Origin of the sequence: Streptomyces koelreuteriae (assembly GCF_018604545.1) — a bacterium.
Classification (GTDB): domain Bacteria; phylum Actinomycetota; class Actinomycetes; order Streptomycetales; family Streptomycetaceae; genus Streptomyces; species Streptomyces koelreuteriae.
In genome coordinates, this window is sequence record NZ_CP075896.1 from 7680286 (window position 1) to 7702723 (window position 22438).

General features: G+C 71.3%; 20 protein-coding genes. 5 read left to right on the top strand and 15 right to left on the bottom strand.

All coding sequences use genetic code 11. The features are described from left to right. Nucleotides 1-17: 17 nt before the first annotated feature. Nucleotides 18-428: an MmpS family transport accessory protein gene (locus KJK29_RS34625; protein ID WP_215123123.1), complete on the top strand. Its 411-nt coding sequence runs from the start codon at nucleotides 18-20 to the stop codon at nucleotides 426-428. A 73-nt stretch (nucleotides 429-501) separates the two neighbouring features. Here KJK29_RS34625 and KJK29_RS34630 read toward each other — a convergent pair whose 3' ends face one another. From KJK29_RS34630 to KJK29_RS34685, 13 genes are all read right to left on the bottom strand, one after another. After that, complete coding sequence (locus KJK29_RS34630; RefSeq protein ID WP_215123124.1) at nucleotides 502-2160, bottom strand: alpha/beta hydrolase; 1659 nt, start codon at nucleotides 2158-2160, stop codon at nucleotides 502-504. A gap of 162 nt (nucleotides 2161-2322) precedes the next feature. Further along, complete coding sequence (locus tag KJK29_RS34635; RefSeq protein WP_215123125.1) at nucleotides 2323-3288, bottom strand: alpha/beta hydrolase; 966 nt, start codon at nucleotides 3286-3288, stop codon at nucleotides 2323-2325. Nucleotides 3289-3346: 58 nt separating this feature from the next. Then, entirely contained in the window at nucleotides 3347-4327 is a 981-nt protein-coding gene (locus tag KJK29_RS34640) for a zinc-binding dehydrogenase (RefSeq protein ID WP_215123126.1), read from the bottom strand. A 41-nt stretch (nucleotides 4328-4368) separates the two neighbouring features. After that, the gene (locus tag KJK29_RS34645) at nucleotides 4369-4986 is read right to left on the bottom strand and encodes a TetR/AcrR family transcriptional regulator (protein ID WP_215123127.1); all 618 of its coding nucleotides are present in this window, start codon (nucleotides 4984-4986) and stop codon (nucleotides 4369-4371) included. A 57-nt stretch (nucleotides 4987-5043) separates the two neighbouring features. Next, the gene (locus tag KJK29_RS34650) at nucleotides 5044-6414 is read right to left on the bottom strand and encodes an LLM class flavin-dependent oxidoreductase (protein ID WP_215123128.1); all 1371 of its coding nucleotides are present in this window, start codon (nucleotides 6412-6414) and stop codon (nucleotides 5044-5046) included. Further along, entirely contained in the window at nucleotides 6411-8060 is a 1650-nt protein-coding gene (locus KJK29_RS34655; protein WP_215123129.1) for a dipeptide ABC transporter ATP-binding protein, read from the bottom strand. Before KJK29_RS34655 ends, KJK29_RS34650 begins: the two co-directional genes overlap by 4 nt. After that, on the bottom strand, nucleotides 8060-8908 hold the full coding sequence (locus KJK29_RS34660) for an ABC transporter permease (RefSeq protein WP_215123130.1): 849 nt from the start codon (nucleotides 8906-8908) through the stop codon (nucleotides 8060-8062). The genes KJK29_RS34655 and KJK29_RS34660 overlap by 1 nt, the downstream gene beginning before the upstream one ends. A gap of 2 nt (nucleotides 8909-8910) precedes the next feature. Beyond that, nucleotides 8911-9864, bottom strand: coding sequence for an ABC transporter permease (locus tag KJK29_RS34665; RefSeq protein WP_215123131.1), 954 nt, complete (start codon nucleotides 9862-9864; stop codon nucleotides 8911-8913). Then, nucleotides 9861-11492 (bottom strand): ABC transporter substrate-binding protein, encoded by a 1632-nt coding sequence (locus KJK29_RS34670; RefSeq protein ID WP_215123132.1) that lies wholly within the window; start codon nucleotides 11490-11492, stop codon nucleotides 9861-9863. The genes KJK29_RS34665 and KJK29_RS34670 overlap by 4 nt, the downstream gene beginning before the upstream one ends. 47 nt (nucleotides 11493-11539) lie before the next feature. Next, nucleotides 11540-12736, bottom strand: coding sequence for an acyl-CoA dehydrogenase family protein (locus tag KJK29_RS34675; protein ID WP_215123133.1), 1197 nt, complete (start codon nucleotides 12734-12736; stop codon nucleotides 11540-11542). A gap of 187 nt (nucleotides 12737-12923) precedes the next feature. After that, entirely contained in the window at nucleotides 12924-13019 is a 96-nt protein-coding gene (locus KJK29_RS39470; protein WP_370869179.1) for a putative leader peptide, read from the bottom strand. A gap of 47 nt (nucleotides 13020-13066) precedes the next feature. Continuing rightward, the gene (locus KJK29_RS34680; protein ID WP_215123134.1) at nucleotides 13067-14806 is read right to left on the bottom strand and encodes an acyltransferase; all 1740 of its coding nucleotides are present in this window, start codon (nucleotides 14804-14806) and stop codon (nucleotides 13067-13069) included. Nucleotides 14807-14904: 98 nt separating this feature from the next. Then, nucleotides 14905-16086, bottom strand: a complete 1182-nt coding sequence (locus tag KJK29_RS34685) for a hypothetical protein (RefSeq protein ID WP_215123135.1) — start codon at nucleotides 16084-16086, stop codon at nucleotides 14905-14907. Between the two features lie 198 nt (nucleotides 16087-16284). Between KJK29_RS34685 and KJK29_RS34690 the strand changes: the two genes are divergently transcribed. The 3 genes from KJK29_RS34690 (at nucleotide 16285) to KJK29_RS34700 (ending at nucleotide 20277) form a co-directional block, all read left to right on the top strand. Further along, nucleotides 16285-17871, top strand: coding sequence for a serine/threonine protein kinase (locus KJK29_RS34690; RefSeq protein WP_215123136.1), 1587 nt, complete (start codon nucleotides 16285-16287; stop codon nucleotides 17869-17871). A gap of 193 nt (nucleotides 17872-18064) precedes the next feature. Beyond that, the gene (locus KJK29_RS34695) at nucleotides 18065-19177 is read left to right on the top strand and encodes a hypothetical protein (RefSeq protein ID WP_215123137.1); all 1113 of its coding nucleotides are present in this window, start codon (nucleotides 18065-18067) and stop codon (nucleotides 19175-19177) included. After that, nucleotides 19174-20277 (top strand): hypothetical protein, encoded by a 1104-nt coding sequence (locus KJK29_RS34700; protein ID WP_215123138.1) that lies wholly within the window; start codon nucleotides 19174-19176, stop codon nucleotides 20275-20277. The genes KJK29_RS34695 and KJK29_RS34700 overlap by 4 nt, the downstream gene beginning before the upstream one ends. Before the next feature lie 96 nt (nucleotides 20278-20373). Here KJK29_RS34700 and KJK29_RS34705 read toward each other — a convergent pair whose 3' ends face one another. Both KJK29_RS34705 and KJK29_RS34710 read right to left on the bottom strand, forming a co-directional pair. Then, on the bottom strand, nucleotides 20374-20937 hold the full coding sequence (locus KJK29_RS34705) for a hypothetical protein (RefSeq protein WP_215123139.1): 564 nt from the start codon (nucleotides 20935-20937) through the stop codon (nucleotides 20374-20376). A gap of 51 nt (nucleotides 20938-20988) precedes the next feature. Beyond that, complete coding sequence (locus KJK29_RS34710; RefSeq protein WP_215123140.1) at nucleotides 20989-21579, bottom strand: dihydrofolate reductase family protein; 591 nt, start codon at nucleotides 21577-21579, stop codon at nucleotides 20989-20991. A gap of 70 nt (nucleotides 21580-21649) precedes the next feature. Here KJK29_RS34710 and KJK29_RS34715 point away from each other — a divergent pair, with 70 nt between their 5' ends. Continuing rightward, nucleotides 21650-22228, top strand: coding sequence for a TetR/AcrR family transcriptional regulator (locus KJK29_RS34715; RefSeq protein ID WP_215123141.1), 579 nt, complete (start codon nucleotides 21650-21652; stop codon nucleotides 22226-22228). Nucleotides 22229-22438: the final 210 nt, after the last annotated feature.

Genomic DNA, 22438 nt, shown 5'->3' on the forward strand with positions numbered 1-22438 from the left:
TCCGGGGGGATCCCACAATGCACCGCACCATCCGTGCCGCCGTCTGCTCTGTCGCCGTCCTCGGCCTCGCGTTCGGTCTCAGCTCCTGTTCCGAGGCGGTGGACCAGGTCGACAAGGCCGTGGACGAGACGTACGAAGTCACCTACGAGGTGACGGGGAAGAACGTCGACTCGATCGAGTTCCACGGTGGTGGCGGCAAGGCTACGGACCCGAAGATCGAGTCGGTGTCGAAGCCCGAACTGCCCTGGAAGAAGACGGTCAAGCTGCGGGGCATCATGCCGGCGGCGGTCATGCCGGTCGCGGCGGATCCCGAAGGCGCCCAGGTCGCCTGCAAGATCACCTACAAGGGCAAGGTGCTCGAGGAGCAGAGCGCCAAGGGCATGGTGACCGCAGGCGGTTGCATCGCGGAGTCCCCGGTCACCGGGTGACCCTAGGAGGCCGTGGGCGGGGCCCCGGAAAAGCGGGGCCCCGGAAAAGGGGTCCCGCCTTCCGTGAACGGGGTCAGAAGCGGTCCGGGGCGCGATCCGGGAGCGGAGAGCCGGGGAGCGCGTCGCGCTGCTGGTTCTTCCGTGCCTCCGCGTTCGACTCGGCCGTCGCCTCGCAGGTCACGTCCTTCGCCGGGAGCTTGCCGGTGAGCAGATAGCCGGTGACCGTGCCGTCCGTGCACGCGTTGCCGTTCGGGTAGACACCATGGCCCTCGCCGCCGAGGACGGTGAGCATCTTCGAGCCCTTCAGGGCGGCGTGCAGGGCCTGGCCGCTGGGCAGCGGGGTCTGCGAGTCCCACTCGTTCTGGACGACCAGGGAGCGCACCTTGTTGTTCACCTTGGTCGCCGGTTCCACGGACTTGTCCCAGAAGGCACAGGGCTTGATGCTGGACGCGAAGTCACCGTAGAGCGGGTAACGGCCCTTGTCCTCGATGGCGTCCCGCCGGTAGCTCTCCGGATCGCGGGACCACGCGGCCGAGTTGTCGCCGCACGCCACGGCCCAGAAGCTCGCCGTCATGTTGTCGGACGGCGTCTCGACGGCATCGGCAGCGGCGCCGGCGCCTGCCGTGCCGGGCCTCTCCGATCCGGCGAACGCCGCGAGCTTCTTCGCGGAGGCCGGTTCGCCGGACGCGGCCTTCCTCAGCTCCACGATCGCCTCGGTGGCTTCGCGCGGGCTGAAGACCGCCCCGCGCATACCGCTGCGGATGTCATCTCCGGTGACCGGCTGCCCCTCCAGTTCGATGGGCTTCTCGTCGGCCTGCGCGACCAGGTCCCAGAAGGTGCGGTCGACCTTCTTCGGGGTGTCACCGAGGCCGTACGTCTCCGAACGCTCGGCGGCCCACCCGGTCCACCGGTCGAACGCGGGCTCGGCGCCCTCCGCCCACCATTGGATCATCCCCCGCCAGGCGCGCGCCGGATCCACCGCGCTGTCCAGCACGAACCGGTCCGTCCGGCCCGGGAAGAGCTGGGTGTAGACGGCGCCCAGATAGGTGCCGTACGAGTAACCCACGTACGAGATCTTCTTCTCGCCGAGGATCGCCCGGAGCAGATCCATGTCGCGCGCGGTGTTGCGGGTGGTGATGTGCGCGAGCGTGTCGCCCGCCTTCTCCTCGCACTTGGTCGCGACATCGCGTGCCCAGGCGACGTCCTTGTCGAACGTCTCCGCCTTGTACGGCCGCAGCCAGTTCTCCTCTTCCGGCTCCAGACCGCAGGAGACCGGGCTGCTCCGTCCCACTCCGCGCGGGTCGAAGCCGATGAGGTCGTACTTCGCCAGTGCGGACGCGGGGAGTCTCTCCTGCATCCCCAGCGGCATGTAGAGCCCCGGGCCCCCGGGGCCGCCGGGGTTGGAAAGCAGGACACCGCGTCGTTGGTCGGGCGCGGTGCTCTTGATCCGGGATATCGCCAAGTCGATCCGCTTGCCCCCGGGAGCCCGGTAGTCCAGCGGGACTTTGATCGTGGCGCACTCGAACTCCGCCGGAGCGTCGGCTTCGCAGCGCTTCCACCGCGGCTTCTGTTTCACATACCGGTCCAGTGCGACCTTGGACGCGGCTGAGGAAGAGGCGGTCGACGGGGTGGCGGCGGCCGGGGCGGCGGTGGCCGTCGGGGTGGCGAGCGCGGGAGCCAGCGTTGCCGTGACACCCACGGCCAACAGGGGCGCGAGACGTCGTCTGCGCACGATATCGATCCTTCCGGTCGCATGTTCGGACGGGAAAGATCCTTCCGGAACCGGCGACGCGTACGGATCACTCGCTGGGGCTGCACACCCCTCCACCCTGGGGATGACACAACATGCCTTAGTGATACCGGAGTTGTAGGGGGCGGAGGCCCCGCGACGCCCTCAGTCCAGGAGCCTGCGCAGCCAGTCGGTTCGCGCTGCCGTCGCGGCCCGGGTGAGGGCCGCCTCGGGGGCGTATCCGTCGAAGGTGTGGTAGCCGCCGGGCCAGACGTGGAGTTCGGCCGCCGCCCCTGACTGCCAGAGGCGGGAGGCGTAGGTGACGACCTCGTCGCGGAAGGTTTCCGCGGATCCGACGTCCAGGTAGACCGGGGGCAGGCCCGACAGGTCCTGTGCCCGCGCCGGGGCGGCGTACGGCGACACCCCGGGGGTGGCCCGCCTGTCGCCCAGCAGCGCTGTCCAGCCCAGCTCGTTGGCCTTGCGGTCCCAGACGCCGAGGCCCTCCATCTGGTGGGCGGACGGGGTGTCGTTGCGGTCGTCGAGCATCGGGGCGAACAGCATCTGCCCCAGGGGGCGCGGCCCTTCACGGTCTCGGGACAGCAGGGAGAGAGCCGCGGCCAGTCCGCCGCCCGCGCTGTGTCCGGCGACGACGATCCGCTCGGGATCACCTCCGATGTCCTCGGCATGCTCCGCGATCCACGTCAGGCCGGCGTAGACGTCCTCGACGGGGGCCGGATGCGGGTGCTCCGGCGCGAGCCGGTACTCCACCGACACCACGACCAGGTCCAGTTCGCGAGCCCAGGCCAGGAAGGCGTCGATCCCTGACCGGTTGGTGCCGACGACCATGCCACCGCCGTGCACGTGGTAGAGGACGGGGCGACGGCCCGCGCGGGCGACGGGCCGGCAGATGAGCAGGGAGATGTCGGGGGCGTTCGGCGGCCCCGGCACGCTGCGCTCCTCCACCGTGAAGAAGCCGTCGTGGCCGAGCTGTTCGAGGGTGGGCGCGGTCGCACGCAGCAACGCGCGCTGTTCGGCGAGCACCTCGGGGGTGAGCGCGAAGGAACCGGCCTCACCGGCGGCGATCAGCACGTCGGCGAGTTCCGGATCGAACGGAGGTGGGCGCAGGGCCACGCCGACTCCTCGGGGTGGGGCGGGGCGGGTCTACGGGTCGGTCGGGGCAGCGCCGCGCTCAGTCGCGGACGTAGACGAGCTTGCCGCGCACGCCGCGGCCCGACAGCTCGACGAGTGCCGCCGGCACCTCGTCCAGGCGGACGCGGCGCGCCAGCATCGGGTCGAGGCGGCCCTCGGCGGTGAGCGCGAGGAGGTCCGTCAGCATGCCGGAGAGCTGCGCGCGGGACCGTTCGTCTCCGACCGTGTACGCCGCGCCGAGGGCGATCTCGTGCACGGAGGGCGCCATGCCGAACGGCGGTACGGCGCTCAGGTCCGGGCGGCCCGCGATGGCTGCCAATCCGCCTCCGTGCGCCAGAAGGCGGAGGTTGGCGGTGGCGGAGTCGGTGCCGATGGTGTCGACCACGGCGTCCAGACCCCGGCCGTCCGTCAACTCGCGTACGCGCGTGGGGATGTCCTCGGTGCGGAAGTCGATGACCGCTTCCGCACCCAAGGCCTCGACATGCTCGGCGTTGTGCGCGGCCTCGGTGGCGAACACGCGGGCGCCGGCCAGGGCGGCGAGCTGTACGGCGAAGCCGCCCACCCCGCCCGCGCCGCCGGTGATCAGCACGGTGTCGCCCTTGCCGACGCCCAGACGGCGGATCACCGCCTGGTAGGCGGTCGGCCCGGCCGAGGGCAGGGCGGCCGCCGCCGCGGGGGCCAGACCGTCGGGGACGGGGGCGAGGACCGTGGCGTCGGCCAGGCTGTACTCGGCGAAGCCGCCGCGTTCGCGGATGTCGCCGTGGTACGCGACGCGTTGCCCCGGCCGGACGTGTGTCACGTGCTCGCCGACGGCGTCCACGACGCCCACGACGTCCAGGCCCAGGACCGCCGGCCACTCCCACTCCGGGATGCCGTACGCGGCACGCTGGTAGTCCGAGGGGTTCAGACCACAGGCCTCGACCTCGACTCTCACCTGCCCGGGTCCGGGCTCCGGGGTCGGCAGGTCGGCCGGGCGCAACGTGTCACAGGTGCCGGGCCGGTCGAGGACAAGGGCGTGCATGGAAAGACTCTCCTCCTGGTGCGGTGCGGTGCGGTGCGTGCTCAGTGGTCCGCGACGAGTTCGCGCAGGCTCGTGCAGGTCGCGCGGTACGTCTCGGCGAGGGCGGACTCCCGGCCCGGTTCGTAGCCCGCCGCCCACTCGTCGAACGCCACCCGCAGCGTGACGCTCACCGTCTCGGCCAGCAGCCGGGCCCGCGGAGCCGCCGCCTCGTCACCCGTGGCAGTGGCCAGCAGCCGCAGGAACCGCTCGCACTGTTCGGCCTCCCGCCGCAGGGCCGCGCCGCGCAACGCCTCGTCCTTGATGACCAGCCGGCGTACGCGCACCATGCGCCGCACGACGTCGGGCCGGCCGGAGCCGAGTTCGCCGAGGACGCCGGCCACGGCGTCCTCCACGTCCCGCAGTGTCGACGTGCCCGCCACGCGCCCGTCGAGCCGGGCGGTGAGCAGCGCCTCGAAGGCACGGTTCGGCCCCAGCGCGGCGTCCTCCTTCGTCGCGAAGTACCGGAAGAAGGTGCGCTGCGACATGCCGACCCGGGCGGCGATGCCGTCCACGGTCGTGCCCTCGAACCCATGCCGCTCGAACAGGTCGAGCGCGGCGTCCTCGATCTCCGACTCCGTGGCCAGCCGACGGCGTTCACGGAGGTCAATCTTGTCAGTCACAGACATTACGTTAGCAGATGCCTAGTTGTCAGTGACTGACACCGGGATGGGTGTGGATCACCCGCGCCGGTGGCGGGCCGCCGGGTGGGAGGCGGGCAGGCGGTCGCCCCGGCCGAACAGCTTCTGGCGCAGCGTGCCCTCCTCGTACGCCGTCTTCAGCAGGCCCCGCTTCTGCAGCACCGGCGCGAGCTGGTCGGCGAAGTCCGTGAAGGTGCCGGGGCTGGTGACGTACGCGAGGTTGATGCCGTCGACGCCGGCGTCCCGCCAGCGCTCCAGCTCGTCGGCGATCCGCTCCGGCACCCCGGCGACCGGCCGCGTCCAGGCGCGCGCCCGCAGCACCTCGCCGAACGTCCAGGTCTTGTCCGGCGCCCCCTCCACCAGCGACCGCACGAAGCCCTGCACGCCGTTCGTGTCGATCTCACCCACCGGGGCGTCGAAATCGACCTGAGACAGATCGAGTTGGAGGGAGCCCGACATGTGCGCGGCGAAGCCCTCCAGGCTCGTGTGCTCCCGGTAGTCGGCGAGCTTGCGCTCCGCCTCCTCCTCGGTGCTGCCCACGATCAGCGTCAGCCCCTGGAAGAAGAGGATGTCGCCGCCCTGCCTGCCGTACGCCACCGCCCGCGCCCGGACGTCCTCCACCTGGGTGCGCGCGCCCTCCGGGGACACGGCCCCGAGGAACACGGCCTCCGCGTTCCGGGCGGCGAACTCCCGACCCCGCTCGGACGATCCGGCCTGGAAGAGGATCGGTGTGCGCTGCGGTGACGGCTCCGAGAGGTGCGGGCCGTTCACACGGTAGAAGCGGCCCTCGTGGTGGACGTCGTGGATGCGGGCCGGATCCGCGTAGACACGTCGCTCACGGTCCCGCAGGACGGCGTTCTCCTCCCAGCTCCCCTCCAGAAGCTGGTAGAGCACGTCCGTGTACTCCTCGGCCCGCTCGTACCGCTCGTCGTGGAGGGGAAGTCCGTCGAGGCCGAGTCCCCTCGCCGCCGACTCCAGATACGACGTGACGACGTTCCACGCGACGCGGCCCTTGGTGAGGTGGTCGAGGGTGGAGAGGCGGCGCGCGAAGTTGTACGGGGGTTCCTGGAGGACCGACTGGGTGAAGGCGAGACCGAGGTGCTCGGTGGCGTGGGCGAGGGCGGCGACCAGGAGCGACGGGTCGTTGACCGGGATCTGGAGCCCTTCGCGCACCGCCGTGTCGCGGGAGCCGCGGTAGGTGTCGTACGTCCCGATGACATCGGCGAGGAAGAGCGCGTCGAAGTACCCGCGCTCCAGGGTCCGCGCGAGCTCCGTCCAGGTCTCCAGGTCGGTGTACGAGGTCTGGCTCGTGTCGTCGCGCACCCACTGGCCGTGGTTGATGTGCGAGACGCAGTTCATGGCGAAGGCGTTGAAGCGCAGCGGGCGGCGGGGCGCGGAGGCGTCGGTCATCGGGTGGCTCCGGCGGTGGTGGTGGGGTGCGGGTGCACGGCGTCCAGCAGGGCTCGGGTGTAGGGGTGCTGAGGGGCGGAGAACAGGTCCTCGGCGGGGCCCGACTCCACGACCCGGCCGTCCTTCATCACGAGGACGTCGTCGCTGACATGGCGTACGACGCCGAGATCGTGCGAGATGAACAGATAGGCCAGGCCGAGGGAGTCCTGCAGCTCGGCGAGCAGGTCGAGGACCTGGGCCTGTACGGAGACGTCGAGCGCGGACACCGGTTCGTCGAGGATCAGGACGGCCGGGCGTGGTGCCAATGCCCGTGCCAGCGCGGCACGTTGGCGCTGGCCTCCGGAGAGGGACAGCGGATGCCGGTCGAGGGTGTCCTCCGGGAGGCCGACCTGTGCGGCGAGTTCGGTCACCCGGCGCGCGGCCTCGTCGGGCGTCGGCACCGGGTGTCCGGGGCGCTTTAGCCGTACGGCGTCGATCAGCGAGCGGCGCACGGTCCAGCGCGGGTCGAACGCGGAGAGCGCGTCCTGGTGCACGAGCTGGATGCCGTGCCGGCGCGGGCGCCGCTCCCGCTCGGGCAGCTCGCTCCACGGTTCGCCGTGCAGGGTGACCGTGCCCGTGTCGGGGCGGGTCAGGCCGAGCGCGATCCGGGCCGTCGTCGACTTGCCCGAACCCGACTCGCCCACGATGCCCAGGGTGCGGCCCGCCGCGAGCGCGAACGACACGTCGTGCACGGCGTCCCGGCCGCCGAAGGCCTTGTGGATCCCGTCGGCCGCGAGCACGGTCCCCTCGGGGCGCTCGCCGGTCCGGCGTGGGGCGGGGGCGGGCCCCGGCGTCAGGCGCGTGCCCTTGGGGTGGCGGGCGGGGTCCGCGGCGAGCAGGGTCCTCGTGTACGGGTGCCGCGGATCCTCCAGTACGGCGGCCGCCTCGCCCTCCTCGACGATCTCGCCGCCGCGCATCACCGCCACCCGGTCCGCGAGCCGTCGTACGACTCCCAGGTCGTGGGTGATGAACAGCAGACCGCGCTCCCGGCTGCGGGCCGCGGCCAGCAGGTCGAGGATCTGGGCCTGGATCGTGGCGTCCAGGGCCGTCGTCGGCTCGTCCGCGATCAGCAGCGGCGGGTCGAGCGCCAGGGCGGAGGCGATCAGCGCACGCTGGCGCAGCCCGCCGGACAGCTCGTGCGGACGCTGGCCGGCGCGCAGTTCGGGGTCCGGGATGCCGACCTGCGTCATCACCTCGAGGACGCGGGCCCGCCGGGTGGCCCGGTCGCCGTAGCCGTGCAGGCGCAGGGCGTCCTCGATCTCCCTGCCGACCGGACGGAGCGGGTCGAGTGAGACGAGCGCGTCCTGGAGCACGAACCCGATGCCCCGGCCGCGCACCCGGCGCCACCGCCGCTCGCCCCATCCGCGTACGTCCTCGCCCTGCCAGGTCAGCCCGTCCGCCGCCACCCGCGCACCGGCACCGGTCAGGCCGACCAGCGTGCGGGCCGTGACGCTCTTGCCGGAGCCGGACTCGCCGACCAGGGCGACGGTCTCGCCGCGCCGCACGGTGAGGGAGACACCGCGCACGACCTCGCGGTCGCCGAAGCCGACGGTCAGATTCCGCGCGGATATCAACGCGTCATGGGTGTCAGGGGCGTTGGAAGTCATTAGCTGCTCCTCACGTCGAGCCACGCCTGCAGACGGCGGCCGAGAACGGTCGTGGACAAGGTGGTCAGGACGATGAACAGGCCCGGGAAGAACGACGTCCACCAGGCGTACTGGAGGAAGGTCCGGCCGTCCGCGAGCATCGCGCCCCACTCCGCCGCCGGCGGCTGCGCGCCGAGGCCCAGGAACGACAGCGACGACGCCCACACCACGGACTGGCCGATGCCGAGAGTCGCGAGGGCGGCCAGCGGCCGCAGCACATTGGGCAGGACGGTCCGCCGCACGACGCGCGCGGGGGAGTGCCCGAGGCCACGCGCCGCCTCGACGTAGCCGGAGCGTACGACGGTGGTCGCCTGGGAGCGGATGAGCCGCGCGTACCCCGCGGCCTCGCCGATCCCGACCGCGATCGCCGCCGTCACCGCACCCGTGCCGAACACGGCGATGAAGAGCAGCGCGAGCAGCAGCCCCGGGAAGGCGAAGAGGACTTCGAGGACCCGGCCGACGGCGAAGTCCACCCGGCGCCCGCCGAGCGCCGCGCCCAGACCCAGCGCGATGCCGAGGCTCAGGGAGATCGCGGTGGCGCCCAGGCCGATGAGGAGGGACTGCCCGGCGCCGTACACGACGCGCGTGTACACGTCGCGGCCGTTCTGGTCCGTGCCGAACCAGTGCTCGGCGGAGGGGGACCGGAAGAACTCCGCGGGCTTGATGCCGTCCGGGGCGTACGAGGTGAGCAGGCCGGGGACGAGCGCGGCGACGACCACCAGGGTCAGGAAGAGGCCGGCGGCGAACAGACCGGGCCGCAGCCGCGTACGGGTACGGGCCGGGGCCAGAGATGTGGTCAGGGCGGTCACGGTCAGATCTCCCGGGGGGTGCGGACGCGCGGGTCGACCACCGCGTACAGCAGGTCGACGGCGAGGTTGACGAGGACGTACACCGTGGCGATGAGCAGCACGATCCCGGTGACGAGCGGCAGGTCACGGGCGATCACCGCGTTCAGCAGCGCCCGGCCGACACCCTGGCGCGCGAACACGGCCTCCACGACGACCTCGCTGGAGAACAGCGCGCCGACCGCCCAGCCGGACAGGGTGAGCGGCGGCAGCAGCGCATGGCGCAGCGCACGCCGGGCGCGCACGGCCCCCGCGCTCATGCCGCGCAGCCGCGCCGACGTGACGAACGGCTGGTCGAGGGCGGTGAGGAGCGCGACGCGCGTCACCTGCCCGAGATATCCGGCGAGCGGCACGGCCAGGGTCAGCGCGGGCAGGATCAGGCCGACGAACCCGGTGCCGCCCGCGACGGGGAACCAGCCCAGGCGGAACGCGAACACGTACAGCAGCACCACCCCGAGCCAGAAGTGCGGAAGGCCAGCGGCGACCGTCTCCAGCCCGGAGCCGAGGGCCCGCCCGACGGTCCCCTTGCCGGTCGACAGGAGGACCACCGCGGCGCCGATCGCCCAGGCGAACAGCAGGGCCAGCGCGGTGAGTTGGAGCGTCGAGGGCAGTTGCTCGGTGATGACCGTGCCCACCGACTCCTTCAAGGAGGTGGACACGCCCAGGTCTCCGGTGAGCAGCCGCCCGAGGTGCTGCGCGTACTGGACGTACAGCGGCTGGTCGAGGCCGTACGCGTGACGCGTCGCGGCGATCGTCTCCGGCGTCGGATTGGCTCCGGAACCGCCGCCGAGCAGCACGAGCACCGGGTCGCCCGGCACCAGATGCAGCGCGAGGAACGTGACCGTGGCCGCCGCCCACAGGACGAGCGCGGCGCCCGCCACGCGGACCAGGATCCGGCGGTACAAGGGAGGTGTCGTCATCGGGAGCTCACCCAGGCGTCGTAGAGGTAGGGCAGGGACAGGGCCGGTTCGAGGGCGGCGCCGCGCACCGAGCCGTGATGCGCGGCGAGGCGGGTCGTCTGCGGGTACAGGGTCAGCTGGTAGGCGCCCGCGGAGATCAGCCGCTGTGCCTCGCCGTAGAGCCTCTGCTGCTCGTCCGGGTCCGTGGTCGCCTGAGCGGCGCGGAACAGCTTGTCGAGGGCGGGGTCCTTCGCGTACGTCGCGTTGGAGTGGATCCCGTTCCTCGCGGCGTACTCGCTGCCGAAGACGGTGTGCAGCACGTCGGGTGTGTTGGTGTTCCAGTAGCCGTCGCGCAGGTCGTACTTCCCCGCCTGGTAACGGGTGTTGACGCTCGCGGCGTCCAGGCGCAGCAGCTTGAGCTGGAAGCCGACGTCCTTGGCGGTGGCCTGGACCTGCTCCATCAGGGCCAGCTGGTTCGGGGTGATGTCCGACTTGAGGAGGACCTCGGCGGTGAGGCGTACGCCGTTCTTGACGCGGTAGCCGTCGCCGTCGCGCTCGCGCCAACCCGCCCGGTCCAACAGGGAGTCGGCCTTCTGCGGGTCGTAGGGCCAGGCGTTCTCGTGCGCGTCCGAGTAGTGCGGCGTCACATAGCTGAGCGGGCCGCCCGCCCGCCGGTACTGGCCGAAGAACACGCTCTTGAGGCCGTCGGCGACATCCGCCGAGTACAGGAACGCCTTGCGGACGCGTAGGTCGTCGAAGGGCGCGCGGGAGGTGTTCAGGGCGAGATTCGTCGGATTGCCCGGGCGGTCGCGCACGACGACCTTCAGCCGGTCGTCGTGCTCGGCGGTCCGCTGGTCCTCCGGCGGCAGCGCGTCGATCACATCGACCTGACCCGACTGCACGGCCGCGAACCGTGTCGCGGGTTCCGGAATGAACCGCCAGATCACCTTGTCCGCGTAGGCCGGTCCACGATGCTTCGCGTACGGCGGCGGCGAGTTGTAGCGCGGATTGCGGACCAGGACGACGTCCGACTGCCGGTTCCACTTCCGCACGATGAACGGGCCGGTGCCGACGGGCGCCGCGCAGTTCGCCTCCTTGCTCCGGGCGAGGGCCTTCGGCGACTGGATGCCGAGGAACGCCTGCGCGAGCATGTTCAGGAACGGCGAGTACGGGCGGTCCAGATGGACGCGTGCCGTGAACGCGTCGAGCACGTCGGTCCGCTGGTAGGGAGCGAGATAGCCGCCCGCCGTACCGGACTGGGTGTCGGGGTCGACCATGTGGTCGAAGTTGGCTTTGACGGCCGCCGCGTCGAAACGGGTGCCGTCGGTGAACCGGACGTCACGGCGCAGGTGGAAGGTGTAGGTCCGGCCGTCCTTCGCGATGTCCCAGGACGTGGCCAGCCACGGCCGGGCCCTGCCCTTGGCGTCGAGTGCGACGAGCGAGTCCAGGACCTGCTGGGCGACGTACGCCTGCGGCATGTCGCCGGCCACATGCGGGTCCAGGCAGGTGGGTTCGCGGTCCGTGGCATAGGTGAGGGTGCCGCCCTGGGCGGGCCGCGCCGTGACGGACGTGGTGGCTTCGCCGGTGCCGCAGGCGGTGGCCAGGAGCAGAAGCGGGAGGGCGAGGAGGAGACGGGAGGGCGGTTTCACGAGGGGACTCCGGGGGTCAGAAGGAGCTCATGGGGGACTCCGAGGGTTCAGAAGAAGCCGTTGAGCGGGGGAGGGGTGCCGTTGAGCAGCCAGTCGCCCGACACCCGCGCCTTGTGCGCGATCGGGTTGTGGGAGGCGACGGTGCGGGCGTTGCGCCAGTGCCGGTCCAGATGGTGCTCGCGCAGCGTGGCCGACGCGCCGCCGACGTCGTAGAGGCGCTCACCCGCGCTCAGCGCGGCGCGGGCGGCGGTCACCTGAGCCTGTGCCACCGTGGCGGCCGCCGCGTGCAGGGCGTCCGGAGCGCCGGTGACGCCGTCGTCGGCGGGGACCGCGAGCGCCGCGTCGATCACGGCGGCGGCGTGCAGCACCACGGCCTCGGCCGCCAGCGCCCCGGCCGCGATGTCGCCGACGGCGAGCTGCACCAGCGGATCGTCAACCGCCGCTTCGACTCCCGCGTGTTGCACGGCGCGGGCCTTCTCCCGGCCGTACGTCACCGCGTCCGCCAGGGCCGCCTTGGCGATCCCGGTGTGCACCGCGGCCAGGAACAGCTGGTAGTACGGGCCCAGATGGGTCCGGCGCTGCCGTCCGGTCGCGTCGACCGCGACCTCGTCGTCGTACGCGACCACGCGCCGCAGGTGCGTCGTACCGGAGGCGGTGGTGCGCTGGCCGAGCGCGTCCCAGTCGTCGACCAGCTCGACGCCCTCGCGCGAGCGCGGCAGCACGACCCGTACACGGCGGTCCTCGTCGTCGAGCGCGATCACGACGACGTGGTCGGCGAAGAGCGCCCCGGTCGAGTAGAACTTCGTGCCGTCCACTCGGAACGCCCCGCCGTCCCGGGTGATACGGGTCCGTATCTCGCCGGGGTGCGCGGTGCCGCGCTCCGACGCGGCGTTGCCGAACAGCTCACCGGCGACGACCACCGGATACCAGCGGGCACGCTCGTCCGCGGTGCCCTGGCTGATGAGCAGTTCCACGAAACCGAAGTGCGGGCGCAACGCCTGCGCCACATTCGAGTCGGCCTCGGCCAGATCGATGACGAGCCGGAAGAGGTCGACGACCGTACCGCCCGCACCACCGTGCTCCCGAGGCACGCGCAACGCGCCGAGTCCGCTGTCGCGCACCAAGTCGACGCTTTTGTAGGGGAGTTCGCGGGCTGCCTCCAGTGACGCGGCGTCGGCGCGGATGCGGTCGAGAAGCTCGGGCGGCGCCGCGGAGAGGGCGTGCGGAGGGACGCGAGAGGGCATGGAGAGGCCTCCGAGAGCGGGGCGGGGCGGCGCGCGTGTCGGCGGACGCGCGGCGGCGGGGCGGAAGACGGCACGGCGTACAGCCGCGGCGAAAAGGGAGGGAGAGAACGCGCGGAGGCGTGCGCGGCCGGGCCCCGACGAAGCGTCGTCGGGGGCGTTCCGGAGTATCAGGAAGGTGACGCGCGACCTACGCGGCGGCGCTGCGACAGACGGCACTCGAGACACGCGACAGATCGACATGACGTCGCTGTGTGAGCATCTGCCGGTCAAACATGATCGACATTGAACCAGACGGCTGTTCTCGCGGTCGAGACGGCTTTGACGAAGCGGCTATCGGGATTCCCTTCCACGGGACACGGCACGGGTGTGCCTGTTGGTGCCGATCAGCGCTGGTTCGGGCCGGTGGATGCCGCGTGGCCGGTAGCCGAGGGCGTCGGAGACACCGGCCAGGTCGGCGAGGTACCAGATGATGGCGAGCCACATCTCGGTGCCCTGCAAGCCGGGTCGGTTCTGCCGCTCGCCCGTGGTGGTGGGGTGCGGGGCGCGGAAGGCGAACCCTTCACCGTCCACCCAGTGCTTCAGCGCGTCGGCGAGCAGTTGCCGTGCCAGGGTGACGATTTCGTCGGCGCGGTAGCCGGTGGTGCGGGTCAGCCACAGGGGATGGGCGATGTCCAGGATGTTGCAGGCGGTCTGCCTGTCCCGGCGGGTGTAGCGCGCGTCGCGGGCGTGCCGGAGCACGGAGTCGACGGTCTGCTCGGGGTAGGGCACGGGCAGACCGTACTGGGCGAACGTGCCGCGGCTCGCGCGGTAGAAGCCGTTGACGACCGGCATCAGGCCGTCCGCGGCACTGGGCGTGCCCCACAGGCCGGTGTGCGGGTCGGCGTGGGTGAGCAGCCATCCGAACAGGGCGTCGAGCGCGCCGGGCTGTTCGCGGACTTCCCTACGGCGGTTCCACATGAGGGCGGTGCCCAGGGTGTCGGCCCAGTCGCCGCAGTACCAGGGGTTCTCCTCCCAGGGCAGGGCCTCCAGATGCTCGACGACGTCACCGGCGGTCAGCGCGGCGACGCTGTGCAGGGGATGCGCGAACTCGCTGCCCAGCAGGTCGAGGGCGTAGCCGACGCACAGGAAGTGGTAGCCGGTCTCCTCGCTGAAGGGGAGCGCGCCTACGGGGCGTTGGCGTCCGTCCTCGTCGAGTGCGCCGACGATGCCGCTGTGGGGGTCCTGCCAGGACCGCAGTCGTGCGATCTGCTCGTCCGCGGACAGGGGGAGCGGGGCGCGTCCGAGAAGCAGGTCGGCGATCTCCACGGCATCGCACTGGGCGCGCACGGTGGGCGGACCGCCGGGAGCGTCGACGAAGAGCCCGCCGCCGTCGGGGCCGGGCACGAAGCAACGGGCGATGACATCGTCGGCCTGGGCGCGGGCGGTGTCCGCGAACGCGGTGAGCCGGCCGGCCAGGTCCGTCGGTGTCCCCTGGCGTCCTGCGGGAGGTGCTCCGCGCCAGCGCAGGACACGGGCGGGGTTGCCGGCGACGACGGCCCTGGCCGGGACGTCCTTGGTCACCACACTGCCCGCTCCGATCACGGCACCGTCGGCGACGGTGATCCCGTCGAGCACCACGACGTGGGAGCCGATCCATACGTCGTCGCCGATCCGGATGCCCTCGGAGGACATCGGCTGCCGGAACACCTCGGTGTCGGGGTCCTCGTAGCCGTGGTTGAAGGCGAGCAGGGAGGTGTGGGCGCCGATGCGGACACCGTCGCCGAGTTCGACGGTGCCGCGGACCACGGCGTAGGGGTTGACGGTGCAGTCACGTCCGGTGCGCAGCGTGCCGGTCAGGTAGGCGCCGGCCGCGATGTAGCTGCGGGGTCCGAGCCGGAGCCCCTCGTTCTGGACCGCGGCCAGCGGGGAGATGTAGCAGTCCTCGCCGATGCCGTACTCGTCGCCCGCCTCGCACAGCGTCCGCTGGAAGCGGTGCTGCCGGGCGCGGTCGTCGGCGGTGGCCTGTTTCCAGTAGTGCCAGGGCGAGTAGTCGAACAGGGCGGGTGCGGCGGGGTCGTTCGAGTCCGTCATGGGGTTCGTGTCCCTTCGGGTCCTGCAAGGTCATGTTCTCCGACCCGCCGATGACGAAAACCCCGCTGTGCGCAGAGGGCGCCCGGCGGCGGTTCGGGTCAGACCCTCTCCCGCGTCCACACCCGACGCCCCCGGCTCCCGGCGGCGTCGACACGGACCGTGCGCGCGTCACGGCCGACATGGGCGTTCATCGCCGACCGCAGCCGGTGCCGGAAGGTGAACCCCGGGGCCGGTCCCGCCTTCGCGGACCGCTCCCGTACGTCGGCCTTCTTGCACAGCACGTCCCACACCCGGTCCGGGCACTCCCCGCGCCGCCAGAGGAAGTCGCAGTACGGGATGTGCGCGATCTCCAGGTTCAGCCAGCCGTCCTTCTTCAGTACGCCCTCCCACTCGGACGGGCGGAGCTTCAGATAGCCGCGCGGCCGGTCGGACTTGTTCACGCTGGTGATGCCGAGCACGCGGACGAAGCCCGGGGTGCGCTCCAGCACGACCACCGGACGCTCCTTGTAGGTGTTGTCGTCGTGGGTGAGCTCGGCCGTCCACACATCGCCGACGGCCGGTGGCCAGGACGTCACTCCGGGCGGCGCGGGCCGGGCCGGCGGCCCGGCCCTCAGCCAGCGCACCAGACGGACGGCCGCGGCCACCGCGCAGCCGGCGGACAGCGCCACCAGCGACCACCACAGGACCGCGAGCAGCAGCGTCCCGGCGGTGGCGTCGTCCGGGTCGGGCGCGAGGGTGCCGCCGGTGTGGTGGATCCAGTACCCGGTGACGACGGCCAGGAGCGCCCTCCACATGGCCGTCCGCAGCAGGACCAGCGGGAAGTAGCCGTGGTCCACGGCCCGCAGCAGACCCAGTACCGCTGCGGTCGTCGCGTAGACCACGGTCACTCCGGCCACGACCTGCTTGTCGACCTGGGTCTCCAGCGGTGCCATGACACCCGCCACCACGCAGCAGAGGCCGACCGCGCGTGCCGCGATCAGGATCCTGCTCCCTTTGAGCCGCGCGGGCGCCACCATCCGCACCATCGGCCGGGCCACCAGTACGCACAGCACTAGCAACGCGACACATATCCAGGTGTTCCTGTCGCTGGTGAAGCCGACGCGGAGCACCGGAAACATCAGCACCCACATCACCCAGGAGCCGACCCCCACCGCCAGCGGCGCCCCGCCCGCGTACTCGGACGTCTGCCGCTTCGACCTCAGCCGTGGCTGCTGCGTCCCTCCCATCAGCGGCGTACTCAGACACACCAGCAGTACGGCCCCCACCAGAATCCCCTGCACGGTCCCCCCGCTCTCATCGCTCGGAGCAGCATGGCCGTGCCACAGGCCTGCACGACGTCGTTTCGCCCTTCCGAACCCAGGCGCCGGGCGGTCTGGTAAATGCGCCCCGACAGACAGTGATGCGCGACTACTCTTTGTCGCATTGAACGGGCCGTCTCATGGAGCCGGCCCGTTCACCAGGGGGGGCGGAGGACGTGCATGCTGCTGGAGCGATACCAACTCCAGGAAGTCTGGGAGGAGTACGACAACACCAGGTACTGGCGGGCCTTCGACGAGGAAACCGACTCGGAGGTGTTCGTGCAGGAGCTGCGGCCTCGCGCCGCCCCGGCGCGGGACCGCAGGCCCACCAAGGAGTCGTTCGGCCTGCCGGGAGAGCTCAAGCGCCAGGTCCGTGTCCTGCCGACGGCCGAGCGGCAGCACCTGCTGAACGTGCACGACGTCGTGGAACACGCGGGGTCCCTGTGGATCGTGATGGATCCCGTGCAGCCCCTCTCCTTGCATCATCTCCTGCGCCAGCAGGGCAGATTCGGCCCGGCGGGAGCGGTACACATCTGCGCCGAACTGGCGGAATCCCTCGCGGAGTTACACAGCTCCGGCCTTGTCCACGGCCAATTCGATCCGCGTAACGTCTTCTTCCGCCCGGACCAGACCGCGGCGCTCGCGGGATACGGTCTGACCACCGATCCGCTCGGCGACGGCGGCCCATGGGTACGCCCTTGGCGCCCAGGATCCCCCTACACGGCGCCAGAGCAGGCCAAGAGCCGCGACGTCCCGCCACGCCCCAGTCGGGCGGGGGACCTCTGGGCTCTGGGGATGACGCTGTACGAGCTGGCACACGGCCCCGCGGTGGGCCGCCGCGTTCTGGCCGCGAGCCCGCTGCGGGCGCTGCCGGACTCCCGGCCGCCTCGCGTCCGCGGTGAACGTGAGCTCACCCTCCTGCTCCGCATGCTGCTGGCACCGCACCCCGGCGCCCGCAGCTCCGCCGATCCCGCCGTGGTGTCCCTGCGCCGCCTGGCACAGAGCCACGCACCGCCGCCCAGCGGACACTGGGCCGTACCCAGCCGATTCCGCCGCCCGTTCGGCCAGCGCGTGCGGGACGCCCTGCTCAAACTGGGGGCCCGGGTCACCTCACGGCTGGTGGCAGCCGTTCTCGTCGCCGTACTGGCCACCATGCTCGGCATCCACCTCGCGGGGAAGTCGCAGGCCCACGGCTGGTGGGGCTTCGTGCTCCAGGGCGTGGTCATCGGCGTCGCCTACGCCCTCGTGACGCTCGGGGCACAGGGCGCCACACACGTCTGGGCCTACTACGTCGAGTGGCGCCGCCGACGCCGCGGCACACCAAGTCCGTTGCCCCCCGCCCCCTCTCCGCCGTCACCCCCGGCGGCGCTCGCGGCATCGCCGCCGCAGGTTCCGGAGTGCACCCCGCGCCTGACGGTGCGCGACCGGCGAGGAGTCACCGTGGGACGGCCCGTGCGGTTGGACTTCACCCTCGACGTACCCGAGGGCCACCCCTGGCACCTGCCCGTCGGCAGGCCCGCCGAACTCGTGCTCCTCGCGCAGGCCCACACGGCGGCGACCGTGACGCCACCCGCCGTCGGATACCGGGTGGCGCCCGTGGAGCGGGCGACCTTCCGCTTCACCGCCCACGAACCGGGGCACCATCATCTGCGCCTGACGGTGTACGACCGGCACCACGGTCTGGTGCTGCAAGAGCTGGACGCGACGATGGAGGTCGACGCGTCCGGATCACTCGGTTCCGTCACCCCCCGCACGCTGGAGCCGTGAGTCCTTGGACGACGACCGCATCCCCCTCACCGCGAGACGGAACGCGTCCCAGGGCTATCGGCGCCTTCCCGAACCGCCCGTCAGCGAACACAAGGACCTCGTCGTCGTGCTGCGCTGCCCGCCCGGAGCGCAGCGGACCACGATCATCATGTGGGGCAAGAAGCTCCAAGAGCCGCGCACCGGAATGCACACGGTGGAGCTGGCCAAGGGACGGGCGGACCTCACGGCGCAGTGCGCCCAGTTGATCGCGGAGTGGCAGCGCTTCGTGGACTACGAGCCCAGCACGACGGAACGACGAACGAGGGAGGCGCCCTACACGCATGTGGCCGACCTCAGCGGCCGGCCGGACGGGGAAGTGGAGGAAAACGTCGCTGAGCTGGCCTGGCACGGTGCTCGCTTTCTCACCCGGCTCCTCGAAGGCCATGGGCGAGTGGCGTCCTTCCGGGACCAGCTCCTGGCCCTCCTCCGTCACCAAGACCTCCGCATCCGCTTCGACTCGGACGTGGCCATACCCTGGCAGATGCTCGCCCTGCCCAGCGGTCCCGAGACAGCGGATCCGCCCCGTGAAGGCGACGCGTTCCACAGGTTCTTGGGACACCGCCATCAGATCGAGACGACATCACCCGACACCTACGACATGGCCTACTGGTACGAGGGAATTCGTTCCGAGCATGTGAGCAGCATCAATGCGAACGAGAGCCTGATGGAAAAGGTCCCCAAAGCCAAGGACCTCGCGGACCTCCTCGCGCGGCGGACCCGGGTCACGGAGCGCTTCACGCGCGCACAGTTGTTGAAGGACTTGAGGAAGCCGGTCCTCGACGAGGACATCATGTACTTCTTCTGCCACGGCGGTTACGAATTCCAGGGCGGTCACTCCTGGCACAGCCTGCGACTGAGTGACCCCGCACCCCTCGATCCCGACCATATCGACGGCTACCGATCGCAATTCACCGAGAGCGCACAGGACTCCCCGGTGATCTTCCACCCTCTCGTGCTGCTCAACGTCTGCTCGTCCGGTGCGCCGGGAAATGACGGCAGCCTGCGCTTCGCTTCCGTCTTCGTCAAACACGGAGCGGTAGGAGTCCTGGCCCCGCACATCAGCATGCCTCAGAATTTCGGCGCCGAATTCGCCCTGAAGTTCCTCGAACACTACGTCGTGGAACGGCGACGGGCCGGTGAAGCGGCGCAGAACTGCGTCCACTGGTTCGCCAAGACCTACCGCAACCCGCTCGCCCTGGCGTACAGCCTGTGCTGCGGACTCGACACCCGGCTGCCCGCGACCACGGAAGAGGCCAGCACCGCATGAGAAGACGTTTCGCTCGGCTCGGGCATCCCGCCACGGAGGCGGCCTTCGTCACCGTCGACCTCGACAAGGACGGATGGCTGCTTTCCCCCGAGGGCGACCCCGTACGGGCCGACGGGCTCCACGATCATTTCGCCGACCGGCTCAAGCCGCCCGATTGGGCCACCGACATCATCGTCTACGCCCACGGCTGGCAGACCAGTCCGGCCAACTCGCTGCGGAACGCTCAGCGACTGCTGCACCTGATGCACCAGCAGCGTGCCGTGCGGAGAAGGCTCTATCCCCGACTCGGTGACGACTACGCGCCGTGGACCGTCGTAGTGCGCTGGCCCTCTTCCTCGCCACTGTCGCGCAGCGGCTACAACAGGATCCGCGACCGGGCCCACGCGATGAGCGTCGGCGGCGGATACGCCTCCCATGTGCTGGGGCACCTCCTGGGCTATCTCGACGGCCGCCGCGGCGATCCGCGGTCCGCCACCCTGCGGACCGCGGACGGTCAGTACCTGCATCTGGTCGGCCACTCCTTCGGCGGCCGCTTTCTGTGTGAGGCGGTCACCTGGGCGGCGGGAAACGCGGACGGCGGAAAGCTGGGATGGAGCGTCCCCACGCACCCCGCGCGTCCGTTCACCGTCGACTCCCTGACCGTCTTCCAGATGGCGGCGCCCGTATCGGCCTTCGACGCGTTGTTCGAGCAGTTGCGACCCGGCCCGCTCGGCCATGTCTCGCCCGTCGGCGGTCCCTTGGTCTTCACGCACTCACGCCATGACAGGGCCACCGGGTACTGGCACCTGCGCAAAGAGGGCGCACCCGGCATCGGGCACTCGGGGATGCGGCTGACCGGCGAAACTCCCGGGATCGCTTCGAGCGATGTGTGGCGGACGCGGCTGCTGCCGGCCGACACGCCCTACCCTCGCCTCTCCCTGGACCACGTCTTCGTCAACGTCGACGCCGGCTGGCTCTTCCGGAGCAGCCGTCTCAACCCCGTGGGCGCGCACTCCAACTATTTCCACCCGGAGTCCGCTCATCTGCTGCTCAGTCTGGCCGACCTGTCCCGCCCGGAACCGGCTGCCGAGCCCCTCGCGCCGCGGAGCGCCAAGTCGTAGGCGCTCAGCAGGGAGTGGTCGCATGGCCAGAGCGTGGGGGTGGGGCGGGGGCGACGGAATCGCCCAGGGCCTGGGTCCGCTGCCGTCGGGCGTGTCTCACGCGGGCGTCGGCGGCACCCGGACGTCCGCCGGTAGCTCCGCGTCCTTCGCCTTGTCCCCGGCCGGCAGCTGGTCGGCGTACCCGGCCTCGGTCCACACCAGTTTCTTGAACTGCTCCGGGGTGAGGACCCCCTGCCACGGCGTGCCGCCCGGGCAGAACACCGAGGAGCAGTCGGAGCAGTGGTACGCCGGCCGCCACAGGCGCTCCGCACGGGGGTTTCCGGCCTCGGCGGCGTCCTTCTCGCGCCTGTCGTCGCGCACGACCACGAAGGTCCCGAAGAAGCAGACCAGGGCGAGCAGCGCACCGCCGATCGTGTACAGCGGCTTGTCCTGCTGGAGGCCCATGAAGACGAGGGCGATGCCGATACCGGTCAGCACCATGCCCTCCGCGAAGTGCATGCATCCGTCGCCGGTCTTGTCCGGTCCGGGCGCCAGCCGTCCGTGCAGGTCGTCACGCAACGCGCCCTTGCCGCCGCGCGCCTGCTCGACCGTCCGCACCTCGGCACCGCCGCACCCCGGACACACCACCCTGACTGGCCCTCCGGCCGCCTCGATCTCCATGCTGATCAGCTTATCGACGCCCGGACTTGGGGACGGCGGGCCCCCGACCCCTCAACGCGTGAGGCGGGTCAGAGTGACCCCGTTCGGGAAGGCGGTGCGCTCGGCGGTGTCGAAGACGGTGGGGTCGAAGGGGCCGTCGAACACCGGGATTCCGGCACCGGCGACGACCGGATAGGTCTTGATGAGCAGCTCGTCGATCTCGGGCAACAGGGCGCCCGCGAGCCGGCCGCCCCCGCAGAGCCAGATGTCCAGTCCGGTGCCCGCTTCGCCCTTGAGGTCCCGGACGAGGGCGAGTGGGTCGCCCGGCACGACGGTGACGGCCGGGTCGGTGTGCGGCCCGAGGGTGCTGGACACCACGTACTGGCGCAGATGCGCGTACGGGCTGGTGATCCCGTTGTCGAGGGAGACCCGGTAGGTGCCGAGGCCCATGACGACGGTGTCGAAACGCCGGTGGGGCGCGTCGGCGACGCCGGCGGCGGCTCGAAAGGCGGTCGGGACGGTCTCCGGGTACAGCGCGTTGACCCAGGTCGAGTAGGCGGTTGCCTGCCGCTCGTCCCCCTGCGGGAAGAAGTCGAACTCGCCGCCGGGGCCGGCGATACGGCCGTCGAGCGAGACGGCGATGTAATACACGAGCTTGCGCATAAAGCCCCCGCCATGCGTAGTACTCTGATTGAAGTGGTGTGAACGTAGTACTACATATGGAGTGGTGTCAATGGTGAGACGGAACGACCAACGGCGCGCGGCCCTCGTCGACGCGGCGATCGAGGTGCTGGCACGGGAAGGCGCACGCGGTATGACCTTCCGGGCCGTGGACGCCGAGGCCGCCGTTCCCGTCGGCACGGCGTCCAACTACTTCGCCAGCCGCGACGACCTGTTCACTCAGGCCGGCGCCCGCGTGTACGAGCGGCTCCAGCCCGACGAGGCCACGATCGCCCGCCAGCGGGCGGCCGGCCGCGACCGGGAGACTTATGCCCAGCTGATGCGCGAACTCGTCGGCCGCATCGCCTCGTTCCGCACCGGCTACCTCGCCCTGCTGGAGCTTCGCCTCGAGGCCACCCGCCGCCCCGAACTGCGCAAGGTCCTCACCGAGCGCGTCCGCGCCGACGTCGACGCCAACATCGCCTACCACGAGGCGTCCGGCCTCCCCGGCGACGCCGTCGCCGTCAAGCTGCTCATGCTGACGCTGAACTGGCTGATCGTCGAGCAGCTCACCCTGCCGGACGTCTTCACGGAGGCGGAGCGCGAGCAGTTGGTCGCGGCCGCGGTGGAGCGCATCGTGGCGGCGGAGTAGGGGACTGGGGGACAGACGGGCCGAGCGCGGTGAGCCGGCCAGCTTGTTCGGCTGGTCGGACATTGTTCGAAACCTATTGACGCTGCCCTGGGCGTCGCCTGAGACTCTCGCCACACACGTCACCTGCGTGTAACACGGCAGGCCCACGGCAAGAGCTTGCCGTCGCCCCGTCGGCTCCGCGTTCCGCCTTGTCCGTCATCAGCCATGCCT

Bases quoted from the DNA above. Each gene is read 5' to 3' on its own strand.
- KJK29_RS34625 (WP_215123123.1), top strand. From the start codon at position 18: ATGCACCGCACCATCCGTGCCGCCGTCTGCTCTGTCGCCGTCCTCGGC.
- KJK29_RS34640 (WP_215123126.1), bottom strand. From the start codon at position 4,327: ATGCACGCCCTTGTCCTCGACCGGCCCGGCACCTGTGACACGTTGCGC.
- KJK29_RS34650 (WP_215123128.1), bottom strand. From the start codon at position 6,414: ATGACCGACGCCTCCGCGCCCCGCCGCCCGCTGCGCTTCAACGCCTTC.
- KJK29_RS34655 (WP_215123129.1), bottom strand. From the start codon at position 8,060: ATGACTTCCAACGCCCCTGACACCCATGACGCGTTGATATCCGCGCGG.
- KJK29_RS34665 (WP_215123131.1), bottom strand. From the start codon at position 9,864: ATGACGACACCTCCCTTGTACCGCCGGATCCTGGTCCGCGTGGCGGGC.
- KJK29_RS34675 (WP_215123133.1), bottom strand. From the start codon at position 12,736: ATGCCCTCTCGCGTCCCTCCGCACGCCCTCTCCGCGGCGCCGCCCGAG.
- KJK29_RS39470 (WP_370869179.1), bottom strand. From the start codon at position 13,019: ATGTCGATCATGTTTGACCGGCAGATGCTCACACAGCGACGTCATGTC.
- KJK29_RS34680 (WP_215123134.1), bottom strand. From the start codon at position 14,806: ATGACGGACTCGAACGACCCCGCCGCACCCGCCCTGTTCGACTACTCG.
- KJK29_RS34690 (WP_215123136.1), top strand. From the start codon at position 16,285: ATGCTGCTGGAGCGATACCAACTCCAGGAAGTCTGGGAGGAGTACGAC.
- KJK29_RS34700 (WP_215123138.1), top strand. From the start codon at position 19,174: ATGAGAAGACGTTTCGCTCGGCTCGGGCATCCCGCCACGGAGGCGGCC.
- KJK29_RS34705 (WP_215123139.1), bottom strand. From the start codon at position 20,937: ATGGAGATCGAGGCGGCCGGAGGGCCAGTCAGGGTGGTGTGTCCGGGG.
- KJK29_RS34710 (WP_215123140.1), bottom strand. From the start codon at position 21,579: ATGCGCAAGCTCGTGTATTACATCGCCGTCTCGCTCGACGGCCGTATC.
- KJK29_RS34715 (WP_215123141.1), top strand. From the start codon at position 21,650: ATGGTGAGACGGAACGACCAACGGCGCGCGGCCCTCGTCGACGCGGCG.